Origin of the sequence: Scrofimicrobium canadense, from assembly GCF_009696615.1 — a bacterium.
Taxonomy (GTDB): domain Bacteria; phylum Actinomycetota; class Actinomycetes; order Actinomycetales; family Actinomycetaceae; genus Scrofimicrobium; species Scrofimicrobium canadense.
The window spans coordinates 12,946-34,563 of sequence record NZ_VULO01000002.1; the positions used below are offsets into that span (position 1 = coordinate 12,946).

19 protein-coding genes, 5 tRNA genes and 1 riboswitch are annotated in these 21,618 nt (G+C 53.0%); of the genes, 20 read left to right on the plus strand and 4 right to left on the minus strand.

Annotated elements, in window-relative coordinates:
• Positions 1-7: 7 nt before the first annotated feature.
• Positions 8-2,011 carry an alpha/beta hydrolase family protein gene (locus tag FYJ24_RS01615; protein WP_154542981.1) on the minus strand — a complete coding sequence of 668 codons (2,004 nt, stop codon included), beginning with the start codon at positions 2,009-2,011 and terminating at the stop codon, positions 8-10.
• A 73-nt stretch (positions 2,012-2,084) separates the two neighbouring features.
• Here FYJ24_RS01615 and dxs point away from each other — a divergent pair, with 73 nt between their 5' ends.
• The 3 genes from dxs to pflA all read left to right on the plus strand — a co-directional run bounded on the left by dxs (position 2,085) and on the right by pflA (position 7,250).
• The gene (gene dxs, locus FYJ24_RS01620; protein ID WP_154542983.1) at positions 2,085-3,932 is read left to right on the plus strand and encodes a 1-deoxy-D-xylulose-5-phosphate synthase; all 1,848 of its coding nucleotides are present in this window, start codon (positions 2,085-2,087) and stop codon (positions 3,930-3,932) included.
• A 178-nt stretch (positions 3,933-4,110) separates the two neighbouring features.
• A complete protein-coding gene (gene pflB / locus FYJ24_RS01625; protein ID WP_318656440.1) occupies positions 4,111-6,372 on the plus strand; it encodes a formate C-acetyltransferase in 2,262 nt (753 codons plus the stop codon).
• Positions 6,369-7,250, plus strand: a complete 882-nt coding sequence (pflA, locus tag FYJ24_RS01630) for a pyruvate formate-lyase-activating protein (RefSeq protein ID WP_318656441.1) — start codon at positions 6,369-6,371, stop codon at positions 7,248-7,250. The genes pflB and pflA overlap by 4 nt, the downstream gene beginning before the upstream one ends.
• Here pflA and FYJ24_RS01635 read toward each other — a convergent pair.
• Together FYJ24_RS01635 and FYJ24_RS01640 are read right to left on the minus strand one after the other, a co-directional pair.
• Entirely contained in the window at positions 7,247-8,437 is a 1,191-nt protein-coding gene (locus tag FYJ24_RS01635) for an HRDC domain-containing protein (protein WP_154542986.1), read from the minus strand. The two genes, pflA and FYJ24_RS01635, sit on opposite strands and share 4 nt — an antisense overlap.
• Entirely contained in the window at positions 8,430-8,990 is a 561-nt protein-coding gene (locus tag FYJ24_RS01640) for a DUF3000 family protein (RefSeq protein ID WP_154542988.1), read from the minus strand. Before FYJ24_RS01640 ends, FYJ24_RS01635 begins: the two co-directional genes overlap by 8 nt.
• Before the next feature lie 155 nt (positions 8,991-9,145).
• On the opposite strand from FYJ24_RS01640, the gene FYJ24_RS01645 reads away from it, so the two are divergent.
• The 5 genes from FYJ24_RS01645 (at position 9,146) to FYJ24_RS01665 (ending at position 9,595) form a co-directional block, all read left to right on the plus strand.
• Positions 9,146-9,218: transfer RNA gene (locus FYJ24_RS01645), tRNA-Gly, on the plus strand.
• 1 nt (position 9,219) lies between these two features.
• A tRNA-Val gene (locus tag FYJ24_RS01650) sits at positions 9,220-9,291 on the plus strand.
• 31 nt (positions 9,292-9,322) lie between these two features.
• Positions 9,323-9,395: transfer RNA gene (locus FYJ24_RS01655), tRNA-Gly, on the plus strand.
• A gap of 53 nt (positions 9,396-9,448) precedes the next feature.
• A tRNA-Cys gene (locus tag FYJ24_RS01660) sits at positions 9,449-9,519 on the plus strand.
• 1 nt (position 9,520) lies between these two features.
• Positions 9,521-9,595: transfer RNA gene (locus FYJ24_RS01665), tRNA-Val, on the plus strand.
• Between the two features lie 132 nt (positions 9,596-9,727).
• Here FYJ24_RS01665 and FYJ24_RS01670 read toward each other — a convergent pair.
• Positions 9,728-10,012, minus strand: coding sequence for a hypothetical protein (locus tag FYJ24_RS01670; protein WP_206192434.1), 285 nt, complete (start codon positions 10,010-10,012; stop codon positions 9,728-9,730).
• A 209-nt stretch (positions 10,013-10,221) separates the two neighbouring features.
• Between FYJ24_RS01670 and FYJ24_RS01675 the strand changes: the two genes are divergently transcribed.
• From FYJ24_RS01675 to FYJ24_RS01730, 12 genes are all read left to right on the plus strand, one after another.
• The gene (locus tag FYJ24_RS01675; RefSeq protein ID WP_154542992.1) at positions 10,222-10,683 is read left to right on the plus strand and encodes a hypothetical protein; all 462 of its coding nucleotides are present in this window, start codon (positions 10,222-10,224) and stop codon (positions 10,681-10,683) included.
• A 104-nt stretch (positions 10,684-10,787) separates the two neighbouring features.
• Positions 10,788-10,888: riboswitch (TPP riboswitch) on the plus strand.
• A complete protein-coding gene (locus tag FYJ24_RS01680; protein WP_206192435.1) occupies positions 10,883-11,578 on the plus strand; it encodes a TenA family protein in 696 nt (231 codons plus the stop codon). It overlaps the preceding riboswitch by 6 nt.
• Positions 11,579-11,681: 103 nt before the next feature.
• Positions 11,682-12,902 (plus strand): carboxylate--amine ligase, encoded by a 1,221-nt coding sequence (locus tag FYJ24_RS01685; RefSeq protein ID WP_318656442.1) that lies wholly within the window; start codon positions 11,682-11,684, stop codon positions 12,900-12,902.
• Positions 12,895-13,914, plus strand: a complete 1,020-nt coding sequence (locus FYJ24_RS01690) for a lipid II:glycine glycyltransferase FemX (protein ID WP_154542998.1) — start codon at positions 12,895-12,897, stop codon at positions 13,912-13,914. Before FYJ24_RS01685 ends, FYJ24_RS01690 begins: the two co-directional genes overlap by 8 nt.
• Before the next feature lie 61 nt (positions 13,915-13,975).
• Positions 13,976-15,985: a threonine--tRNA ligase gene (thrS, locus tag FYJ24_RS01695; protein WP_154543000.1), complete on the plus strand. Its 2,010-nt coding sequence runs from the start codon at positions 13,976-13,978 to the stop codon at positions 15,983-15,985.
• Positions 15,986-15,990: 5 nt separating this feature from the next.
• A complete protein-coding gene (locus FYJ24_RS01700) occupies positions 15,991-16,542 on the plus strand; it encodes an HIT family protein (protein ID WP_154543002.1) in 552 nt (183 codons plus the stop codon).
• Positions 16,532-17,161 carry a phosphatidylinositol phosphate synthase gene (gene pgsA / locus FYJ24_RS01705; RefSeq protein WP_154543004.1) on the plus strand — a complete coding sequence of 210 codons (630 nt, stop codon included), beginning with the start codon at positions 16,532-16,534 and terminating at the stop codon, positions 17,159-17,161. The genes FYJ24_RS01700 and pgsA overlap by 11 nt, the downstream gene beginning before the upstream one ends.
• On the plus strand, positions 17,158-18,069 hold the full coding sequence (locus FYJ24_RS01710) for a phosphatidylinositol mannoside acyltransferase (RefSeq protein ID WP_154543012.1): 912 nt from the start codon (positions 17,158-17,160) through the stop codon (positions 18,067-18,069). Before pgsA ends, FYJ24_RS01710 begins: the two co-directional genes overlap by 4 nt.
• Positions 18,069-19,229, plus strand: a complete 1,161-nt coding sequence (locus FYJ24_RS01715) for a glycosyltransferase family 4 protein (protein WP_154543014.1) — start codon at positions 18,069-18,071, stop codon at positions 19,227-19,229. Before FYJ24_RS01710 ends, FYJ24_RS01715 begins: the two co-directional genes overlap by 1 nt.
• Positions 19,229-19,780, plus strand: a complete 552-nt coding sequence (locus FYJ24_RS01720; RefSeq protein ID WP_154543016.1) for a hypothetical protein — start codon at positions 19,229-19,231, stop codon at positions 19,778-19,780. The genes FYJ24_RS01715 and FYJ24_RS01720 overlap by 1 nt, the downstream gene beginning before the upstream one ends.
• The gene (locus FYJ24_RS01725) at positions 19,767-21,008 is read left to right on the plus strand and encodes a PrsW family intramembrane metalloprotease (protein ID WP_206192436.1); all 1,242 of its coding nucleotides are present in this window, start codon (positions 19,767-19,769) and stop codon (positions 21,006-21,008) included. The genes FYJ24_RS01720 and FYJ24_RS01725 overlap by 14 nt, the downstream gene beginning before the upstream one ends.
• The gene (locus FYJ24_RS01730; protein WP_154543020.1) at positions 21,005-21,538 is read left to right on the plus strand and encodes an NUDIX hydrolase; all 534 of its coding nucleotides are present in this window, start codon (positions 21,005-21,007) and stop codon (positions 21,536-21,538) included. The genes FYJ24_RS01725 and FYJ24_RS01730 overlap by 4 nt, the downstream gene beginning before the upstream one ends.
• The last annotated feature ends 80 nt before the right edge of the window (positions 21,539-21,618 follow it).

Sequence of the window (21,618 nt, forward strand, 5' to 3'; positions counted from 1 at the left end):
GGTCAGATCACTGTTGGTTTGCAATGTCTATTTCTGCAGGATCATCAATATCGATTCCCCACACTTGTGCGTAGAAAGAGAGCTCAACACGGCGCGCACGAATAATTGATTCAGGGCGGACAAAGCCGTGTCCCTCGCCTTCAAACGTCACTAGTGCCACCTCTTTGCCTGCCGAGGCCAGCTCGTCAAAAATATGTTGCGTTTGCGATAGCGGCACTATGGGGTCGTTGGTACCCTGCAAAAGTAAGACAGGAACGTTGATGTTATGCACGTGGAAGAGCGGAGAACGCTCGGTCCAAATCTCATCGGAGCTGTCAGCTGTCTGCAACAGGCGTTCCAAGTAATGCGAGCGGAACTTCGACGCAAGAGAAGCGACAACTCTTAAGTCAGACATTCCATACAGGGCAGTTCCGGCAGAGAATATATCTGTTGTTGCCAACGCAGAAAGAGCTGTGAATCCGCCTGATGAAGCACCACGAATAGCTACTCGATCGAGGTCAATTGCGCCTTCTTTACCAAGCCATACGACTCCGTCCGCGCAGTCTGTGACGTCAAGAATTCCTAGCTTTCCGTTGAGAGCTTCACGGTAGTCTCGTCCGAAGCCAGTGGAACCACGATGGTTCACGTCCAAGACAGCGAAGCCGCGGCTGGTCCAGAACTGGATCTCGATATTGAGACCAGGATGCGCGGCACCTGTTGGGCCACCGTGGACGGTAACGATAAGAGGAGGCCGTGACCCCTCAGGACCTTGGAAGGCTGGATTCGAAGGCGGGTAGAAGAATCCGTGCGACACGGCACCATCACGTGTTGGCCAGCTCACCGCATTAGCAATGGAAATCACTTCGGGGTCTAGCTCGAGGTCCGTAGAAGGTCGGACAGCCTTCACTGAAGACCCTTCGACAGTGACAATTGCAGGCGCATCGTGCGCTGTCTGTGCCAGATAGACGACGCGTCCTTCAGAAGCAGTGACGTTGCCAACAGGCCACCAGCCTGTGTCCCATTCTTCAAGGAGACCATTGTCCAAGCGGACAGTTCCTATGTGCCAACGTCCCTGGTCTGCCCAAGAGCAAATGAGATTTTCTCGATCAAGATTGTCGTAGGAGTGGAGTCCCAACTGCCAATGAGGCTGTGAGAAAGCTTGCGATGCTGGATGGAGGGCTCGTGTTCGCAAGCGAGTTGCCCAAGCATCATGAGGCTCACCATTGCGCCATTCAAATCCTTCGGTGCGATAGAGATTCGCCCATCCTGTGGAGTCGTCTACATGGACGAGGTCACCGTCAAAAGTCCAGCGAGGTTCGTATACGCACACATCAGGTTTATCTACCAGAACAATAGAATGGTCAAGGTAGCCATCGAAGTCTAGTGCGCCGACGTGAAGAGCGGAATGCGTCCATGGCATCTCGGGGTGGTTCCAGCTCAACCAAGCAAGTTTAGTTCCATCTGGGGAAAGAGTGGGGGCGGCGACGAAATCGGTTCCTTCGAAAACCGTAATAATTCGCGATCCCTCACGTGCAGCGGACCCATCAATAGGAATAGCGACTAGCGTATTGGTGACATTATCTGGATCGGTGTGGTCTTCACATACGGCGTAGACCAGGCCACGGACCTCATCGATTTCAAAGTCGCCATAGCGTCGCTTATCCATGGGCGTGAGGGGGATGAGCTCCGCTCGCGGATCATCCAAACTAAAACGATAGACACGATCATCGATACCATCGGACACAATAAGGAGTCCATGCTTGACTGCATAGGCCCGGCCACCGTATTCATGAACGCGTGTGGCCACATGCACAAGGCGAGACCCCTCAAGGAGCGGCAGAACCTCTGTTGTGTGTCCCAGAGCAGATCTGCGCAAAAGTACGTTTCGTTGCTCACGCTTGGGGTGACTTTCAACCCAATAGATGTCCGGTCCGTCCACGCGCAATTGCGAGAGTGCCACAAAGCGTGATGTGAACATCTCTGGTGTGATCGGGGAATTCCATGTCCCGTAGGGGGCAACGCGGGGGTTCATCCGAGCCTCTTCCTTCTGACGTCGACGGCACAGCTATTCTACTGGGGAGCCGAGCCTTAGATACACTTCAAGCATGCAAGATGCTGTCTCAAGAATCTACCCACTGCTGGAAAGGGTGCACCAGCCGGCTGATTTATCCCGTTTTACCCCAGCTGAAACTGTTGCATTGAGCCAGGAAATCCGTCAATTCCTGATCGAAGCAGTGTCGAAGACCGGTGGTCACCTCGGCCCCAATTTGGGTGTGGTGGAACTCACTATTGCACTTCATCGGGTCTATGAGTCGCCACGAGACACCATCATTTGGGATACAGGGCATCAAGCATATGTGCATAAGCTCTTAACCGGTCGCAAGGACTTTCGGGACTTGAGGCAAGAAGGAGGCCTTTCTGGGTATCCGTCGCGAGCAGAATCAGCTCACGACGTCGTTGAGAACTCGCATGCATCCACTGCACTGTCATGGGCTGATGGTGTATCGCGAGAGAAAGTGCGAAGCGGACTGCCGGGCGAAGTCGTAGCAGTTATTGGTGATGGAGCCTTGACTGGTGGCATGGCGTGGGAAGCTCTCAACAATATCGCCTCCGACAAAGAACGTCCTCTCACCGTGGTTGTCAATGACAACGGGCGATCTTACGACCCAACAGTGGGAGGAATGGCCCACCATCTCTCATTGCTAAGGACCTCTGAAGGATATGAACGAGCCTTGGCGTGGGGAAAAAGAACGCTCATGAGTATGGGAGAACCCGGACGTACAGCCTACGATGCACTCCACGGAATGAAGGCCGGACTCAAAGATTTCCTCTTACCGCAGGCAATGTTCGGCGAGTTGGGCTTCAAATATATCGGGCCTATTGACGGTCACGACATTGTCGCATTGGAATTTGCTTTGGAGCGGGCTAAGGCTTACCCCGAACCTGTCATAGTCCATGTAATGACGGAAAAAGGGCGAGGATACGTACCAGCTGAGGACGACGAAGCTGACCATTTCCACGCGGTTGGCAAAATCCACCCTGAAACAGGTTTACCGGTAGCGCCTGAACGCTTTGGATGGACAAGTGTGTTTGCCGAGGAGATCGTGCAGCTTGCCGAAAAGGATCCACGCATTGTCGCTATCAGTGCAGCGATGAAAGAACCGGTTGGACTTCGTCCTTTGAGTCTGCGCTTTCCTGACCGAGTAGTTGATGTAGGTATCGCTGAACAACACGCCGTTACGATGGCTGCTGGCATGGCTTTTGCAGGAGCGCATCCTGTATTTGCTGTCTACGCAACGTTTCTCAACCGAGCTTTTGACCAGCTTGTGATGGATGTGGCGCTTCATGACGCACCGGTAACTTTTGTTCTAGATCGCGCTGGCATAACTGGTAACGACGGCGCTAGCCACAATGGAATGTGGGACTTATCATTGGCGTCGATGGTTCCAGGTCTTCGGGTTGCAGCCCCAAGAGATGCTGCGCGCTTGAGAGAACTGCTTGAAGAGGCCGTTGAGTGGAACGAGGGTCCTTCACTGGTGCGATATCCCAAAGGGGCAATACCAAAGGATATAGAAGCTGTCGAGTGTCATAACGGCATTGATTTTCTTGTCAAAGTAGATGATGCGAAGACCGTCATAGTTTCGGTTGGACCTATGGCTCACAATGCAGCTAAAGCTGCGCAGGCTATTGGCGGGGTAGACGTCATTGATCCTCAATGGGTACTTCCTGTCGGCGAGAACCTCATCGATATCTGCTCTGGGTATAGCCGGGTCATTGTGATTGAAGACGGAGTGGTAACCGGGGGGGTAGGGGCCCAAGTGGCGCGACTGCTTGATGTGCCTGTGGAGGTCCTAGGGATTCCAGATTCTTTCCTCGCTCAGGCTAATCGCGACGACATTCTCCACCGACTCGGTTTGGACGTTGAAGGTTTAGTAAAAACAATCAGGAGATGAGGACATAGGTCCCTATTTTGATAGTGGTAGCCAACGGTGAGAACACAAATGTGCAGGTGACAATTTGCTCTGTGATTGGTTGCATTATGGCAAACCTGGGCCGGAGGTCCCCCGGAGCGTAGCCTGGACTCATAGCGGGAAACACCCGCGACAAGTAATTTTGAGGGTAGGAGACAGAGTGGCTACCTCCACTGAAACGCAATCCGCCGAAGCAAGTGTAGCGTGGCGCGGGTTTACTCCCGGAGAATGGGAAAAAACCATCAGCGTACGGGACTTCGTTCAGACTAACTACACGCCATATACCGGCGATGCCTCGTTCCTTGAAGGGCCTACAGAGCGAACTGAACGTGTGTGGCAAACCTTGTCGGAGATGTTCCCAGAAGAGCGTGAAAAGGGTGTCTACGACATCGATACCCATACTCCAGGACGCATCGATTCACATGATCCCGGTTACATTAGCGACGACGACAATGTGATTGTCGGATTGCAGACAGATGCACCTCTCAAGAGGGCCATGATCCCCAATGGCGGCTGGCGCATGGTTGAGGGAGCCCTCAAGACATACGGTTACGAAGTTGATCCCGTCATCAAAGAGATCTTCACCGTATATCGCAAGACTCACAACCAAGGTGTTTTCGATGTCTATCCCAAGAATGTGCGTCTTGCACGTCACTCACACATTGTGACTGGTCTGCCTGATGCTTACGGTCGTGGGCGGATCATAGGTGACTACCGGCGGGTAGCTTTGTACGGTGTTGATCGCCTCATAGAGGCGAAAAAAGCCGACAAAGTAGCTTTAGAGAATGAGTTCTCCACGGACAAGGTTATCCAGTTGCGTGAAGAAATTGCTGAGCAGATTCGGGCGCTACAGGAACTCAAAGCAATGGCCGCCTCGTACGGCTATGACATTTCACAGCCAGCTTCTAACGCTAAAGAAGCTGTGCAGTGGCTTTACTTTGGATACCTTGCCGCAGTTAAGGAACAAAACGGCGCAGCAATGAGTCTGGGCCGGACCTCGACCTTCTTGGATATCTACTTCCAGCGTGATCTTGAACAGGGACTCATCACGGAAAAAGAAGCACAAGAAATTATTGATGATTTTGTCATCAAACTGCGTATTGTTCGCTTCCTACGCACACCGGAATATGATCAGCTCTTCTCGGGTGACCCAACGTGGGTGACAGAGACAATCGGCGGTACCGGATGTGACGGGCGAACCTTGGTTACCAAGAACTCTTTCCGGATGTTGCAGACCCTCTACAACTTGGGTCCAGCACCTGAACCAAACCTCACTGTACTGTGGTCAGAGCAGCTACCAGAAGGTTTCAAAGAGTTCTGTGCAAAAACCTCCATTGACACTTCAGCGATCCAGTATGAATCTGATTCGTTGATTCGTAACTCCTGGGGCGATGACGCTGGCATTGCATGCTGCGTCTCTGCGATGGAAATCGGCAAGCAGATGCAGTTCTTTGGCGCGCGGGTCAACCTCGCAAAAGCACTGCTGTACGCCATCAATGGCGGTCGTGATGAAAACACAGGAGAGCAAATTGCCCCTCCCACACCGGTAGTTGAAGGCGAAGTCCTTGACTATGATGATGTTCGGGCGAAGTTTGATGTCCTCATGGATTGGCTTGCACAGACTTATGTGGATGCATTGAACTGCATCCATTACATGCATGACAAGTACGCCTATGAGCGTATAGAGATGGCATTGCATGATTCAGAAATCTTGCGCACCATGGCTTGTGGCATTGCCGGTCTTTCGGTTGCCGCGGACTCTCTTTCTGCCATCAAATACGCCAAGGTTGTTCCGGTTCGCGATGATAACGGCTTGGTTACTGACTATCTGATTGAGGGAGACTTCCCGAAGTTTGGTAATGACGACGATCGCGTGGATTCGATTGCGGTTGAACTGGTTGAGTCTTTCATGGAGAAGGTCCGTAAATTCCCGACCTACCGTGACTCGGTCCATACCCAGTCGGTACTGACCATCACCTCAAATGTGGTGTACGGAAAGCACACTGGTAACACTCCTGATGGTCGTCGCAAGGGTGAGCCTTTTGCCCCTGGTGCCAACCCGATGAACGGACGAGATACTCACGGGATGCTAGCTTCGGCGTTGTCGGTTGCCAAGATTCCTTATGAGCACGCCCAAGATGGTATTTCACTTACCAATACGGTTGTGCCTTCAGGATTGGGCCGTACCGATAACGAACAAACCACCAACTTGGTGGGTCTGCTCGACTCTTATATGGGTGAAGAGGGCTACCATATGAACGTCAACGTGCTTAACCGTGAAACCCTCTATGACGCAATGGAACACCCTGAGAAGTATCCTCAGCTGACCATTCGTGTTTCGGGCTATGCTGTGAACTTCGTGCGTCTTACGAAAGAACAGCAGATGGACGTTATCTCACGGACATTCCACGATCGCGTGTGACTAGTAACCCAAACGTAGACGGCGTGAGTGGGGAATATGCCCCCGCTCGCGCCGACCACGATACAGCTCGTCTTCCCGGCGCAGGATTAGCTGGGATTGATGCTGCGACAGAATTAGAGCGTGCTGAGCAAGCTCGTGCGCTGCACATGGGTGAGCTCGCATCTGTTCATTCGTGGGAGTTGGTGACTGCAGTAGACGGCCCAGGCACCCGCATGACAGTATTCTTTTCAGGTTGTCCGCTCAGGTGCCTTTACTGTCACAACCCAGACACAATGGAAATGCGCCGGGGGCAGATGGTCCCCACCTCGGAGCTCATTGATCGAATGCTGCGATACCAGCGTATTTTTGAACGCACCAGCGGTGGAATCACACTTTCGGGTGGAGAACCCCTGATGCAACCGCGCGTCATCGACCGTATGCTCACCGCTGCTAAAGCCGTGGGAATTCATACGGCTATCGACACCTCCGGTAACCTGGGCTGGCGCTGCACAGACGCAATGCTTGAGAAGCTTGACCTATGTCTATTGGACATCAAATCCGGTGATGAAGAAACATATCATCGGGTCACGGGCCGCGATTTGGCTCCTACCCTTGATTTTGCGCAGCGTTTGGAAGCTGCTCAGGTAGATGTCTGGGTGCGCTTCGTTCTAGTGCCTGGACTCACGGACTTCCCGGATAACATCGATCGGGTTGCAGACCTAGCTGCTGGCATCGCAACATGTCGGCGGGTAGAGGTTCTACCGTTCCATCAGATGGGTCGGGACAAGTGGGAAACCCTAGGCATGAACTATCAACTGGCCGATGTGGAGCCTCCTAGCGCAGAACAGACAGAAGCCGCACGTGCGATTTTTCGGCACCGCGGACTCGTTGTCCATTAGCCTTCTATCGCGACAAGTTCTGGCAAGACCTGTTCAATCTGCCATGGGCGAGCATCCGCAAGAACGAGTGTTTCTTCAGTATTTCTGGGCTCATCCCATGCAAGTATCCGTTGAACCCGCGGCTCCAGAACAATTTCTGGAGCCAATTTCAATGAATCGGCAACCTTCGTTACAGCTTCCCGTACCTTCTGGAGGCGTTCAAAGGCTTTAGGGTCCTGCCGTTTCCAAAAACGTGCTGGCGGAGGCCCCTCCCTATGCGTGTCTAGCGTAGGTCGTTCCTCGCGAGGCAACTCTTGAGCCCTGCGGATAGCGGTCCACCACCGGTCGGTGTGAGCCCGCGCACGCGGCCTCCGGAATTCCTCAATGTTCTGCATCTTTCTGCGGGTTCCCGGGTTTGTAAGAGCCGCTGCAATAATGCCTGCTGAGGACAATAACCGCGAGGGAGCAATATCTAACTCTTCTGCAAGGATCTCGCGGGTATTCCAGAGTTCTTGCACGATAGCCAGCTGTTCGGGCTTCTTTGCGCGGGACACACCTTTGAGGTTTTGCCAAATATTCGCCTTAGGCACGTTGGGATGCGTAAGTAGATAGCCGAACTCTTGCTCGGCCCAGTCAAGGCGTCCCAAAGCCTCCAAACGAGCGAGGAGTGCCTCACGAAGCTGGGGAAGCAGCTCTACGTCGAGGGCCGCGTAACGCAACCAGTCGGTAGGAAGCGGGCGTAGAGACCAGTCTTCGTTTTGATGCGACTTATCCAAGCTCACCCCTAAGACGGCTTCGCAGACACCGCGTAGTGAAAAACTCTCAACGCCAGTAAGCCGAGCGGCTAACTCGGTGTCGAATAGTGATGGGGGTACCATTCCTAGCTCTGCCAGCGGGAGTAGGTCTCCGCCGGGAGCATGAAATATCCATGGAGAGTCGAGGACATCGGCGAGCGGGCGCAGATCGGATAGCGCCTCAGAATCGATAAGAAAGATTCCCGCTCCCGGCCTCTTGATCTGGACGAGGCGGGCTGAACCATCGTAACGAAAGCCCTGAGCGCGCTCGGTATCGATAGCAACTGGTGTCGTAAGAGAAGACATGGCCTCGATTGCGCCCGCAAGCCCCTCCGGCGTGTCGATAATACTGGGAACTCCAGAAGCCGGTTGGCGCAATACTGGAAGCGATTTCTGTACGGTTTCTTCAGTCACCACGAACCTCTAGTCCAAACGGATGATCCTCACCGCAGCCTGCGGTAAGAAGAATAAAATTCGCCCATGCTTCATAGTGGTTGCCGATTTGTGACTGGGGCGTCCATGAGCAACGTAACTCAATATTGAGTGCCGACGCGCGCAATTCAAGACCGCCAAAGGACTGCGACAGTTCCCGGGTTACAGTACCCAGTGGTGATTCGTAGTGCGCCCCTGCCTCGTCCAAAGAAGTGAGAAAATCTGCCCACGTCATATCGACTAACACTGGATCTGCACTCATTTCTTGGTCGATCTGAGTGCGCACATGGCCCACGAGGCGCAAGTCACCGCCCCAATTGTCTGTTTGCTCGGGGTCATAAAGTAGGACAAAAGTTGAATGAGCCAGCGGATGATCTCCCTGTTCAGCCTCAGTTGTGAGGTTGATCGCGGCAGCATATGGGGCCAGGCGCCCCGGCGCGGGGACTTCTTTCACCAGAAGTCCATCAGGCAGGTTTGCGTCACGAATCGACAACAGTGCGTTGACGAAATCGTGCGGTGGCTCATGAATAGTCACTTGACCAGACTAGGTGCACTTTGAGCAATCGTTGGAATTCCACGCCGAATAGAGTCTTATCTCATTCGTGTGATAACTGCCGCAGAATCGGAATTGTTGAAGGCCACCTTGACCTGATAAAGTCTTATCTGTTCGCCGGTAACCCCGGCAAACGCGCGGATGTGGCTCAGTTGGTAGAGCATCACCTTGCCAAGGTGAGGGTCGCGGGTTCGAGTCCCGTCATCCGCTCGGGCCGTTGGCGCAGCGGTAGCGCGCTTCCCTGACACGGAAGAGGTCACTGGTTCGATCCCAGTACGGCCCACGATATAACTCAATATGACTTAGCCAAACACGCGGATGTGGCTCAGTTGGTAGAGCATCACCTTGCCAAGGTGAGGGTCGCGGGTTCGAGTCCCGTCATCCGCTCTGCTCCGCGGGTGGTCAACCCAATGGAATGATGCGATCCAGTGTGGAGATTTGGTGGGTTGGCCGAGAGGCGAGGCAGCGGCCTGCAAAGCCGTATACACGGGTTCGAATCCCGTACCCACCTCGGGCGATTGGCGCAGGGGTAGCGCGCTTCCTTCACACGGAAGAGGTCACTGGTTCGATCCCAGTATCGCCCACCATTGAAATAGCAACGAAAACTCGGCCCCAGCGGTCGGGTCTTTTTTTGTACTAAGTCAGCCATTCAGTCAGCCATTCGCACTTTTATGGCTCTTCGGACTTTGGTGGTTCTTGGGAGTTTGGTGGGGTGTGGGTTAGGTGATGGTGATTGAGTCGAGTGTTTTCCGGTGGGGTTTGCTGGTGTAGAGGAGGACTCTGGTTTTGTAGTTGTTGAAGTTGGTGAAGCCAAATCCGATGCGTTTGAAGCGGCCCAGGTTTCGTTCCGCGGTGACGTGGTCGCGCTCTGATTCCATATGTGGGAAAAAGCTGGCCACCCGTGGCATGCGAATGCTCGCAAACTCGGTGGGTCGGGTAGCCGCTGCCTGCAAGTATGCGGGAGTGAACGTGAGAATCCAGCACTGACGCGAAACAAATGGCAATGTATCGATACAACATAACGGTGCACTATGGAGCAAATGATGTGGGTAAGCGGGGATGACGGGATATTATCGTCATAGGCGGGCATTATGCCTACCTGTTGCGCGAACGCGGGGGTTTGCCAAGTACCGAAATGTTGTGATCAGTTTTCGAGGGTGAAGCGTCGGATGTGAGCGGTCAAGAATACTTACATCAATAGGTAGGAGCAGTAATGGCGAATGAAACTGAGAGAAACGTGGAATTCAACCGCAATCTCACGTCGTCAATTCCTTTTGCGGTGATCAATATTCTATTGCTCCTATGGGCATGGTCAGCAACGTTATCTCATGACACTGTGGTGCGCCCAGCGACTGTCGTGTGTGGAGGTGCACTCACGATTTCGCTGGGGACCCTTATTTTGAGCAGATTCGTGCAATCGAGACAAGTTTTCGTTCCCATCTATCGACTTGACTGTGTTCTGTGTGTTGTGGCACTGGCGTTCGCACTCGGCTTCCTCTGGGCTATTAGTAGCGTTGACGGACTAGCCCCCCTTGGATACGAGCAATTGAGACTCCTCATAGGCGCCTGTATTGCATGCTTGATTTTCGGCGTAGGTTTTATCGTGAGAATCCACAGAATGCAGAGTGGGAGTTCTGAGGAAAAACCAGTGAGCGTCGGCATTGCCACCGAATAGTCTAAGTCAGCTCAGCGCGCGATAAGGGGTGGCAATATCGCCGCCGCACTGCCATATGTGAGGCGAAATGTTGCTATCTAGTAGACATGCTATGGTAACGATTGTGTTGTGACACGGGGTGCTGCTTCCCTATGGAGTGGCTGAGATAAAACCCGAAAAACCTGATGCAGATAATGCTGACGAAGGGATGTCGTACCTGATGGCTACGTTTACTGATGAGTTGTGGGACGCCTCAGAATCACTGAGACACCAAATCTATAACTTGGAGTTTCTTACATTACTGGGCAATGGAACTCTCCCTCTTGAAGACTTCTATTTCTATATGTATCAAGATTCGATATATTTGGCGAACTATTCTAAAGCACTAGCTTTGGTTGCCACGCATGCTGACAATTCCGATGCAGGGGCGTTTTGGGCACGAGCCGCCAGTGACGCTGCCGCGGAAGAAATACTTTTACACCAAAGCGTTTTGGAAAGTGACATCGAGCGGATTCCCCAGCGTGATCGAGAACCTTCTCCGACATGTTTAGCCTATTTTTCTTACTTGGTTGCCACTGCAGCGACAACCTCGTATCCCATCGGTGCCGCTGCCGTATTGCCGTGTTTTTGGATATATGCAGACGTATCCAGCCGGATTGCAGATTCAGCGAAGAAAGTGCTATCCGCAAACCCCTCGCATCCTTATTCGCAGTGGGTCGCCGAGTATGACGGGATCGCCTTTCAAGAAAGCGCCGAAAAAGCAAAAGAGTTTGTCAACGCTGCTGCACGCGAGGCTGACCAGAAAACGAAGAAAGAGATGACTACTGCTTTTCTACGTGCCACCCGTTATGAGTTGTTGTTTTGGCAAACGGCTTTTGACAGGCATCCATGGCCGTCGGGGACAGAAATCTTCTGAGAGGATTTCCGCATTCTTCTGGTGCCACCTTCTGCTGTACGAAAGCCCGACGCATCGAGGTGCCAGCTCCCCGCAGGTCGGCCTCCTTGATAGACTTCCCCAAGTGAAGAGAAAAGAACTGCTGCCAGTGATCCTCGGTGGCGACGCCGGAGCGTATGCTTTGGCCCTCGAGTTTTATGAAGCGTTCAACGTGAAGTCTATTTTCGTATCGAATGCACCCGCAGAGATCATTACACGTTCTTCACTCGCATCGGTTGAGCATATTCCAGCAGGCATCAATGATGAAGAGCTTCTTGCTGTGCTACAGGGTATAGCAGCGCTTCACACCGATAGTCAGTTGGTGTTGCTAGCTAACACAGATGCCAGAGCGTCCTTTGCTGCCGCGTTTCGAGAGCAGCTTGAGCCCGACTATGTGGTTCCCTTTCCTTCGCAGGATGCAATGAATAAGTTGTGCAGAAAAGACTCATTTGCGCAGGTGTGTTCGGAACACGGGGCACTCACACCTCCCACGGTCGTTGTGGATCTCAGTGGCAGCGATGTCCCTGAGATTCCTTTTGGTTTCCCTGTCGTTGCCAAGGCTGCGTCTGGAGATGAATATGACAGGTTGACGTTAGAGGGCAAAAAGAAGATCTGGTTTATTGACACTCCAGAAGAACTATCGTCTTTATGGCAACGTTTGCGCACGGCGGGGTTCCAAGGAAAATTTCTGGTCCAAGAGACTATTCCTGGTCCTGACTCACAAATGGTGTCGCTCACTCTTTACGTAGATTCTCATGGCACGGCTACGATGCTGGCTGGTGCGCGGGTTCTCTTGGAAGATCACTCGCCGACGATGGTGGGGAATCCCGTGGCGATGATTACGCGCAAGTTCCCCGATTTGTGGGAACAGGCGCAGGCTATTTTGGCTGCCGCAAACTATCGCGGGTTCGCCAATTTTGATCTCAAGATTGACCCGCGCGATGGCAAGGTTTATTTTTTCGAGGTGAACCCCCGCATCGGACGCAATTCGTACTATGTTGCTGCAGCCGGGGTGAATCCGATGCAGGTGATGGTTGAAGACCTCGTCGACGGAGAACAACTGAACGTACAGATTGCTTCACATGAAGTGCTCTACTCGTTGGTGCCGATGTCACTCATCAGGCGATACGTTGATGATGCAGAGTTGGTTGCTGTGGCAAAGCGCCTAGCAGATGATGGAAAGATGGTGAGTCCGCTGGAAGCGCCTCATGAGAAGAACATGCGACGCAAGATCGTGGTTGCACTCCAAAAAATGAACTATCACCGGAAGTTCGCCGCGTATTTCCCTAGGAGTAGTGATGCTTGAGATTCGCCCAGCATCCGCTGAAGACATTCGAGTAGCCACATCGGGGGGCAGTGCACTGCCACTAGAGCAGTCATCGGTGTGGCAGAAGTTTTCCACTGCTGATGGACATCCCCTTGCAGGGCGTTTTATCTGGGAGGAAGACGGCAAAGTTATTGCAGTTGCCAGCTTCTATCGTCACTCGTTGCGAGGTTTCCCGTTCTTATGGGCGAAACGTGGACCAGTCTGGCTCAAGGAGGCAACTCCCGAACGCGAAAAAGAGCTGAGAGACTCGTTGCGAGTGTACTTGCGCAAGAGCGACCCCACAATTGTTTTTGTACGAATGCACGCTACCTACGCTGCCCAGGATATGACTGACCCAATGCGCGTGATTGGTTATGATCGCACGGTTGTTATTGATGGTGCGCGAGGCGACCGAGATGCAGCATTGGCGATTATGCCCAAGGACGGTCGGCGCACGGTCACGCGAGCTCGTAAGAAGATGGAACAAATGGGCGGCACGATCCAACAGGAGTTTCCCTCTAGCACAGAGTTCGCCGAGTACTACAGCATGTTAGAAGAGACAGCGGCGCGCGATGGGTTCACACCGCATCCTCGGCAGCACTATTGGAACTTCTTAGACTGTCTGGGGGAAAACGCTCGGTTGTACTCCGCCCGTGTTGACGGTGAGCTTGCGGCCTGGGACCTTGTAGGGGTTAATGGCGCTGAAGGAACCGCATTCTATGGCGCTTCTTCGCAACTCTCACGCCAAGCCCAGGCGGTCCCGGCTCTCGATTTCGAGATTGCTTGTCTTCTGGGTGAGGAGGGGCTTAGAGGGCTTGACCTCATGGGTATTCACTCACCTCGCACACCAGAGCTGTTTGCAGTCGGTAAATATAAGAGCAAATTTGCTGCTTCTCCCGAGGATGTTCCAGGACTGTGGGATGTGCCGGTACGAACCTTGCAATATCGCGCGCTCAAGACCGCATATAAACTTCGCGCATCAGTGAAACGTTCGTCCACTGAGGCTCAATGAGGGAACTAAGATAGTTGTGGACCTAGCTGTGGGCTAGGTAGAGAATAATAAGGAGCAAAACATGTCTGTAGTGCACGTGACCATTGACGGAACCCCTCAAGAGGTACCGGCAGGCACTACAGGGACGCAATGGTTCCAGGACCGGCGCGACATCGTTGCCATGAAGATTGACGGTGAGCCACGTGATCTCTTCTTTGAAATACCTGATGGCAGTGTTATCGAGTCGATTACGCTTGAAAGCCCCGATGGTCTGAATATTCTGCGACACAGTGCCGCGCACGTCTTAGCTCAAGCCGTTCAGGAGGTGAACCCGGATGTTGACCTCGGTATTGGGCCCCCGATCACGGACGGTTTCTACTATGACTTTGGTGTTGAGCAGCCGTTCACCCCTGAAGATCTGAAGTCTTTAGAAAAAGCAATGGCGAAGATCGTCAAAGAAGGACAAACGTTCCGTCGCCGCGTGGTGACCGAAGAAGAAGCGCGTCAAGAACTTGCAGACCAGCCTTACAAACTAGAACTCATCGAAACTAAATCGGGTTCGTCTGACGATGATGGTTCATCGGTAGAAGTGGGTTCAGGAGAACTCACCATATATGACAATGTTCGTAAGAACGGTGAAGTTGCATGGAAAGACCTCTGTCGTGGTCCACATTTACCCTCAACCAAGCTGATTGGTAACGGTTTTGGTCTCACTCGCTCGGCAGCAGCCTATTGGCGTGGGTCGGAAAAGAATCCGCAGCTCCAACGTATTTACGGCACCGCATGGCCCACAAAAGCAGAATTAAAGGAATACCGGGACCGCATCGCAGAAGCTGAGCGTCGCGATCACCGGAAACTGGGGAATGAACTTGACCTTTTTTCATTCCCTGATGACATTGGATCGGGTTTAGCCGTATTCCACCCCAAGGGTGGTGCGGTGCGTATGGAGATGGAAGACTATCTTCGTAGACAGCACGCCGCTGGCGGGTATGAATTCGTTTATACCCCTCATATTACAAAAGGCGATCTTTTTGAACGCTCCGGCCACCTGGGCTGGTATAAAGACGGAATGTTCCCGCCGTTGCAGGTGGATGCGACCTACAATGAAGAAACTGGAGAGATCGAAAAGCCCGGGGCCGATTACTATCTCAAGCCCATGAACTGTCCCATGCACTCACTCATTTTTTCGTCTAGGGGACGCTCATACAGGGACCTTCCTTTGAGACTCTTCGAGTTCGGTACCGTGTACCGCTACGAAAAATCAGGTGTTGTTCATGGACTTACGAGGGCTCGTGGATTCACTCAGGACGATGCGCATATTTATACGACTCGCGAACAAATGCGGGAAGAAATTGCTTCCGTTTTGACATTCATTTTGCAGTTGCTGCGCGACTACGGATTAGATGACTTCTATTTGGAGCTTTCAACGAAGAACCCTGAGAAATTTGTGGGTGATGATGAGCTCTGGACTGAGGCAACCGATACCCTACGTGAGGTTGCCGAAGAATCAGGGTTAGAACTAGTTGATGATCCGGGCGGCGCAGCATTCTATGGTCCGAAGATTTCGGTCCAGGCTCGTGATGCGCTAGGACGTACATGGCAGATGTCGACAATCCAACTGGATTTCAACACCCCAGAGCGGCTTGACTTGGAATATACCGACCGCGACGGTGAGCGCAAGCGACCAGTGATGATTCACCGGGCACTATTTGGTTCAATAGAGCGATTTTTCGCGGTGCTGGTTGAACATTATGGTGGGGCTTTCCCTGCGTGGTTGGCCCCGGTACAGGTGCGTTGCATCCCTGTCGCTGATGCTTTTGATGGTTATCTTGATGAGGTTGCCGCACAACTGCGCGCTGCCGGTGTTCGCGTGGAAGTCGATAAGAGTGATGACCGCTTCGGAAAAAAGATTCGCAACGCATCAAAGGAAAAGGTTCCATTCGTTCTCATTGCCGGAGGGGAAGACGTGGAAAAGAACGCCGTTTCTTTCCGTTTCCGCGATGGCTCACAGGAAAACGGTGTCCCGAAAGAGGAAGCGATTTCCCGTATCATCGCCCATATCCAAGCCCGCCGCAATGATGATGAGGTCTAGAGTCCATGCATGTGGAAGCCTCAGGGGAGTTGCCCGGTGATCCAGATGGCCTAGAACGGCTATGGACTCCTCACCGGATGGCATATATCGACGGTGAGGAACGTCCATCTGACGACTCAGCCCTGCAATGTCCTTTCTGCGCGGCTCCCGGCAAGACGGATGCTGAGGGGTTGATCGTGCACCGCGGGACTACTGCTTTCGTTGTGATGAATCTGTTCCCGTATAACTCAGGGCATGTCTTAGTGTGCCCCTATCGCCACGTCGCCGATTACACAGATCTAACTGAGGACGAGAGAGTAGAAGTCGGGGCTCTTACTGCACAGACGATGCGTGTGATCCGCGACGTTTTGGTTCCGCAGGGCTTCAATTTAGGAATGAACCAGGGAAGTGTTGCCGGAGCTGGCATCGCTGCCCACCTTCACCAGCACGTAGTACCTCGCTGGGGTGGGGATGCCAATTTCTTCCCCATCGTTGCGCAGACGAAGGCGCTTCCGGAGCTCTTGGAGAACACAAGGCAGCGTCTGGCGGCAGCGTTTGGGGGAATCAATGCTGGGTAATCACGGTCGCGGCGTTGCTAAGACGATCTTTACTCCTTTTGCGAAACTGTTGGCAAAGCTGCACGTGACTCCGAATATGGTGACGTTGGCATCATCATTACTTATCGCGATCATTTCTGTAACTGTGTTGGCGACTGGTCATCTTTTTTGGGGAGGCATCGTCTTAGGGGTCATTCTCTTCGCTGATTCGGTAGACGGGACATTGGCGCGAATGACGGGAGCATCCTCACAATTTGGAGCCTTCCTCGATTCGACCATGGACCGAATTACTGACGGAATCGTCTTCGGATGCCTACTGTGGTGGGCCATCTGGGGGCTTCCAGATGGTGCCATACGATCCACTTCGATTGCTGCTGGAATCGTATGCATGACGGCGATCGGAGTTGTGCCTTACGTGAGAGCGAAGGCTGAAGCCGAGGGGGTCGTGGCCAAAATAGGGATTGCTGAACGCACAGACCGACTGGTTATTGCCCTCGTCAGTGCGGGTTTTAGTGAACTTTCATGGTGCCCAGATTGGCTCTACGCCGTGGGGTTGGTGTGGGTGGCGTTTGCCTCAACCGTGACTGTCGTACAGAGGATATGGGTGACCTGGACCGGTTTGAAAGAAGCAACTGAATGAATCGAGAAACACTGTTCCGCTGGGCCTGGATGTTTGCTCCGAAGGTACCGCAGTCGATTCTCATGGGCTTAGCTCATATTGCGGCTGATGCGGTGAGTTTCGTCAACCCTGGTAGCGTTCGCCAACTGCGACGCAACTACCAGCACCTCTTGAACCGAAAGGTCACCTCTGCTGAAGTACGGGCGGGGGTACGCTCCTATTTTCGCTGCTATGCTCAACAGTTTTCGCTCCCAGGATGGTCGACAGACTACCTAGTAAAAATGCTTGAGTACCCCAAGGCTCAAGAGCTTCGTGCGTTGATGAATGATGGTCCAGTTATCCTCGCTCTGACGCATAGCGCGAACTGGGACATTGCCGGAGCGTGGTATGCGCAAGGATATGCCCCGATTATTACGGTGGCCGAGAAACTTGAGCCAGAAAGCCTCTTCAAAGATTTCGTGGAATTTCGGGAAAGCCTCGGGATGGAGATTTTAGGTGCAGCACCAGGGGAACATATTTTTGACACTCTTGTTGACCTGACACGTGGAAGAACCGCGCTGGTGCCGTTGCTCGCCGATCGAGATATCACCGGCCGCGGTATTGAGGTGCAACTAGGTGCGGCACGCGCGCTCGTTGCAGCCGGCCCCGCAGCATTGGCGTTGCGCCTTGATCGCCCCCTTATAGCTGGCCACATGACATATAAGAAAGAAAATGGTGCGTGGAGAGTTCATGCGCATTTTACAGATCCGATTGAGCCTCCAGAACCCCGCGTGGGTGAGACTCGGGTAGAAGCGTATACGCGAGAATGGGTGAAAGCTATCGAACCGGCGATGATGGAGGGATTCATTGACTGGCATATGATGCAGAAACTTTTTATTGCAGACCTTGACCCAGAACGCTTGCGTAGAGCTCGAGAAAGGGCGCAGTAATGAAGATTGGATTAGTATGCCCATACTCATTTGAAGCTCCCGGAGGAGTGCAAGCGCATATCCTCGACCTTTCTCAACAACTCATTTCTAAAGGACACTCGGTGTCGATCTTGGCGCCGGGCTCTTTCGAGGACGCTCCGGAATGGTTTGTTTCTGTGGGCGAGGCGGTACCAGTGCGCTTCAATGGTTCGGTTGCACGGCTCTCTTTTGGACCCCACATTGGGGTGCGCACCAGAGCTTGGCTGGAGGACGGACACTTCGATGTCGTTCATATTCACGAGCCAGGCAGTCCTTCCGTTGGCCTCCATGCACTTATGAATGCTGAAGTGCCGATTGTGGCAACGTTTCATGCAGCATTGGACCGTTCATTGTTACGTAAAGCAACCTCGGGATTAGTGCAGCCGTTTTTTGAGAGAATTTCTGCTCGCATTGCAGTTTCCGAAGAGGCACGTCGAACTCTTATGGAACACCATGATGTTGATGCTGTGGTCATCCCTAATGGTATTTTTTGTCGACCTTTTGTTACGGCGCAGGCTTCTCCTCAGTGGGGTGGAAGTGCTGAAGCTCCAACTGTCGTATTCTTGGGCCGACTCGACGAGCCACGTAAAGGACTAGAGGTTTTGGCTGGTGCTATTGGGGATGTTGTAGACCACATTCCAGGCGTGCGGTTTCTTATAGCTGGAAGAGGCGAAGCGCAAGCATTGGCAGCTGTTCGAGACCAGTACCCTCAAGCCATAGAACTACTAGGCGAAATAAGCGACGCTGAGAAAGCAACACTTTTGTCTTCGGCCGACGTTTATGTGGCTCCCCACACCGGCGGTGAGTCTTTCGGTATCGTCTTGGTCGAGGCGATGGCAGCGGGTGCTGCAGTGGTTGCCTCAGATATTCCTGCTTTCTCCGCAGTTCTCAACGACGGACGATTGGGACGGCTCTTTCGCACGGCAGACAGTTCACATCTGGCTCAGGTGTTGGTCGACGAGCTCAGAAATCCGAATGAGGAACGCACTCGGCTGGCGCAAGAGGAATCCTGGCGCTATGACTGGAGCACTGTCGCAGAACAAATACTTGCCGTGTACCAGGTTGCTACGCGAACGACGGAGCCAGTGGAAACGGGCACGTTGTGGGAAAGACTTAGTGGTCGGCAGCGGGGACATCTGTGATGGCGTGGTGGATATGGCTACTGTTGGTACTTTTATTAGCGGCAATTGTCTTTTTTGTTTACTATTTGTGGTCACTTGCTCGAAGGCTTGATCGGTTACATCGGCGAGTACTACAGGGAATGCTTCGCGTTGACCGTGCTCTTGTGCGCCGCGCATCAGATGCATTACAACTCGCGGATTCAGGATTGCTTCCGCCCGAGGTAGCAGCTGAACTGAGGAGAGCTGCTAGAGAAGCGTTACTGAGTGCGGAACTAGTCGATGATGGGACGGAACGTTCCATTGATTCCCGCTATGCATGTGAGACACACTTAACTCATGTCATCGGTCGCATCGTGCCCGAGTTCTCTGGGAAACTGCGCAGCGATCCTTTTGGCAGCCAGCTCCTCGAAGGATTGTCTGCTAGCGGATATCGAGTGCATGTGACCCGATCATTGGTGAACCAGGATGTCGCACAAGTGCGCGATTTTCGGGCCAGGCCCATTTGCCGAGTATTTCACTTGGCGGGGCGAGCTGCCCTCCCAGACTTTGTGGAATTTGATGATGAAAACTGAAAACCCGAATCCCGGTGAAAAATACCGACTAGGACAACAAGCGCACATGCGCCGAGCTGAAGGTATCAATACTCTTGGGCCAGCACCCACTGAAGAGGTGCACACACAACGCATCTGGCTGGGATGGGGGATAGTGCAGTGGGTTATCGCTATCTTGGCAATTGCCGCTTTTGCAGCCATGGTCGTCTTCGCAAGTGGTCCCTCATCCATCGCCACAACTGGGACTCTCGCTCTTGTGGCACTTGTGCCTTTGGTGGGCGTAACACTGGTGCTGACATGGATCGATAGGTGGGCACCCCTGTCGTGGGGACATAAGGTAATGGGTCTTTTTCTCGGTGCGGGGCTTGGAGGAGGCGGCGCAATTGTTGTCAATTCCCTCCTGGGTACCGATTTTCTTCTCTATACAGGTGACCAGAACCTTACCCAGTTCTATTCGGCAGTTTTTGTGGCACCATTCAGTGAGGAAATTTTCAAAGGACTCGCCGTAGTCTTGGTCATGGTGCTGGCTCAGAATTCTCTTGTTTCTCCTTTGTCGGGCGCGGCATTGGGCGGTCTTGTGGGAGCTGGTTTCGCCTACGTCGAAAATATTCTCTATTTTGTTCAAGCCCATGCTCAAGGAAGTGCTGTTCTGGGTCTCACGCTTTTTGCTCGCGGAGTTATGAGTCCATTTATTCACCCCATGGCGACCTCATTTACAGGGCTTATGATCGCGTGGGCATTCATATGCCGGCCGAAACTGTGGGGATGGGTTTGGAGAATCTTCGTAGGTTTATGCGCTGCAATTCTCGTGCACATGCTGTGGAACTATTTGGCTTCAGTGGGGACGGCAAATTGGCTTCTTTTGTACCTCATCATTGAGATGCCACTATTAGCCCTGTGGCTAGGGGGATTGCTGATATGGGCGGGCAAACAGTCTAAGCGTGTTGCCAGAGGGCTAGAGTCCTATGTTGTCACGGGGTGGGTGCTAGCCTCAGAAGTGCGAATGGCGACCAATCGCTATGCAGGGCGATACGCTCGAAAATGGGGGAGGCGTATTGGTCCTCCCGCGCCAAAAATGGTACGAAAATTTATACGTACAATTCGCAGACTGGGAATGGACCAGGAAGCAATGGCAGCCCATGGAGTCAGGCCATACCTTGTAGAACAAGACAATCGTCTCCTTGCCGACGTTGGAGCTATCAGGGAGGAATTCGTCCATCTTGAAGCTTTGCGAGGAGCAGCTCAATGACCACATTGGGTTCAGACTGGGTGCCAGACGACGATGGCATTCCCCACCGACAGGCCGCACGGATGGTAGTCTTTGCGGCCGATGGCCGGTTGCTGCTGCTCCATGGACGCGACGGACACGATCCAGACCACCAGTGGTGGTTCACAGTCGGAGGAGGGCTGGAACCAGGCGAAGAACCTCGCCAGGCTGCTGTGCGGGAACTGTATGAAGAAACTGGTATCCAAGTTTCCACCCAGGATTTGATTGGCCCAGTATTGTCGCGCTCAGCACAATTTCATTTTATGAACGTGACCGCGCGGCAAGATGAGTTGTTCTATTTAGCATTTCTACAAGGAAATCCTCAAAATATTGCTAAGGAGCATCGCACCGAGCTCGAAGGAGAAGTTCTTACGGGTGAACGGTGGGTTACTCAATCGGAACTAGAAGATCTTGCAGCATCCGAAACCGTGTATCCGCATGGGCTGGCTCAAATGGTATCTCACTGGCGTTCCGGTTGGGACGGAGTATGTAGACACGTTATCGAACGTTAGCCTCGCCGTCTGATCTGGAGCGGCCCTCACGTGGGCTCAGGCCACTGGTAGAATCCCTATGTATTTGATCTGAGTTTGGA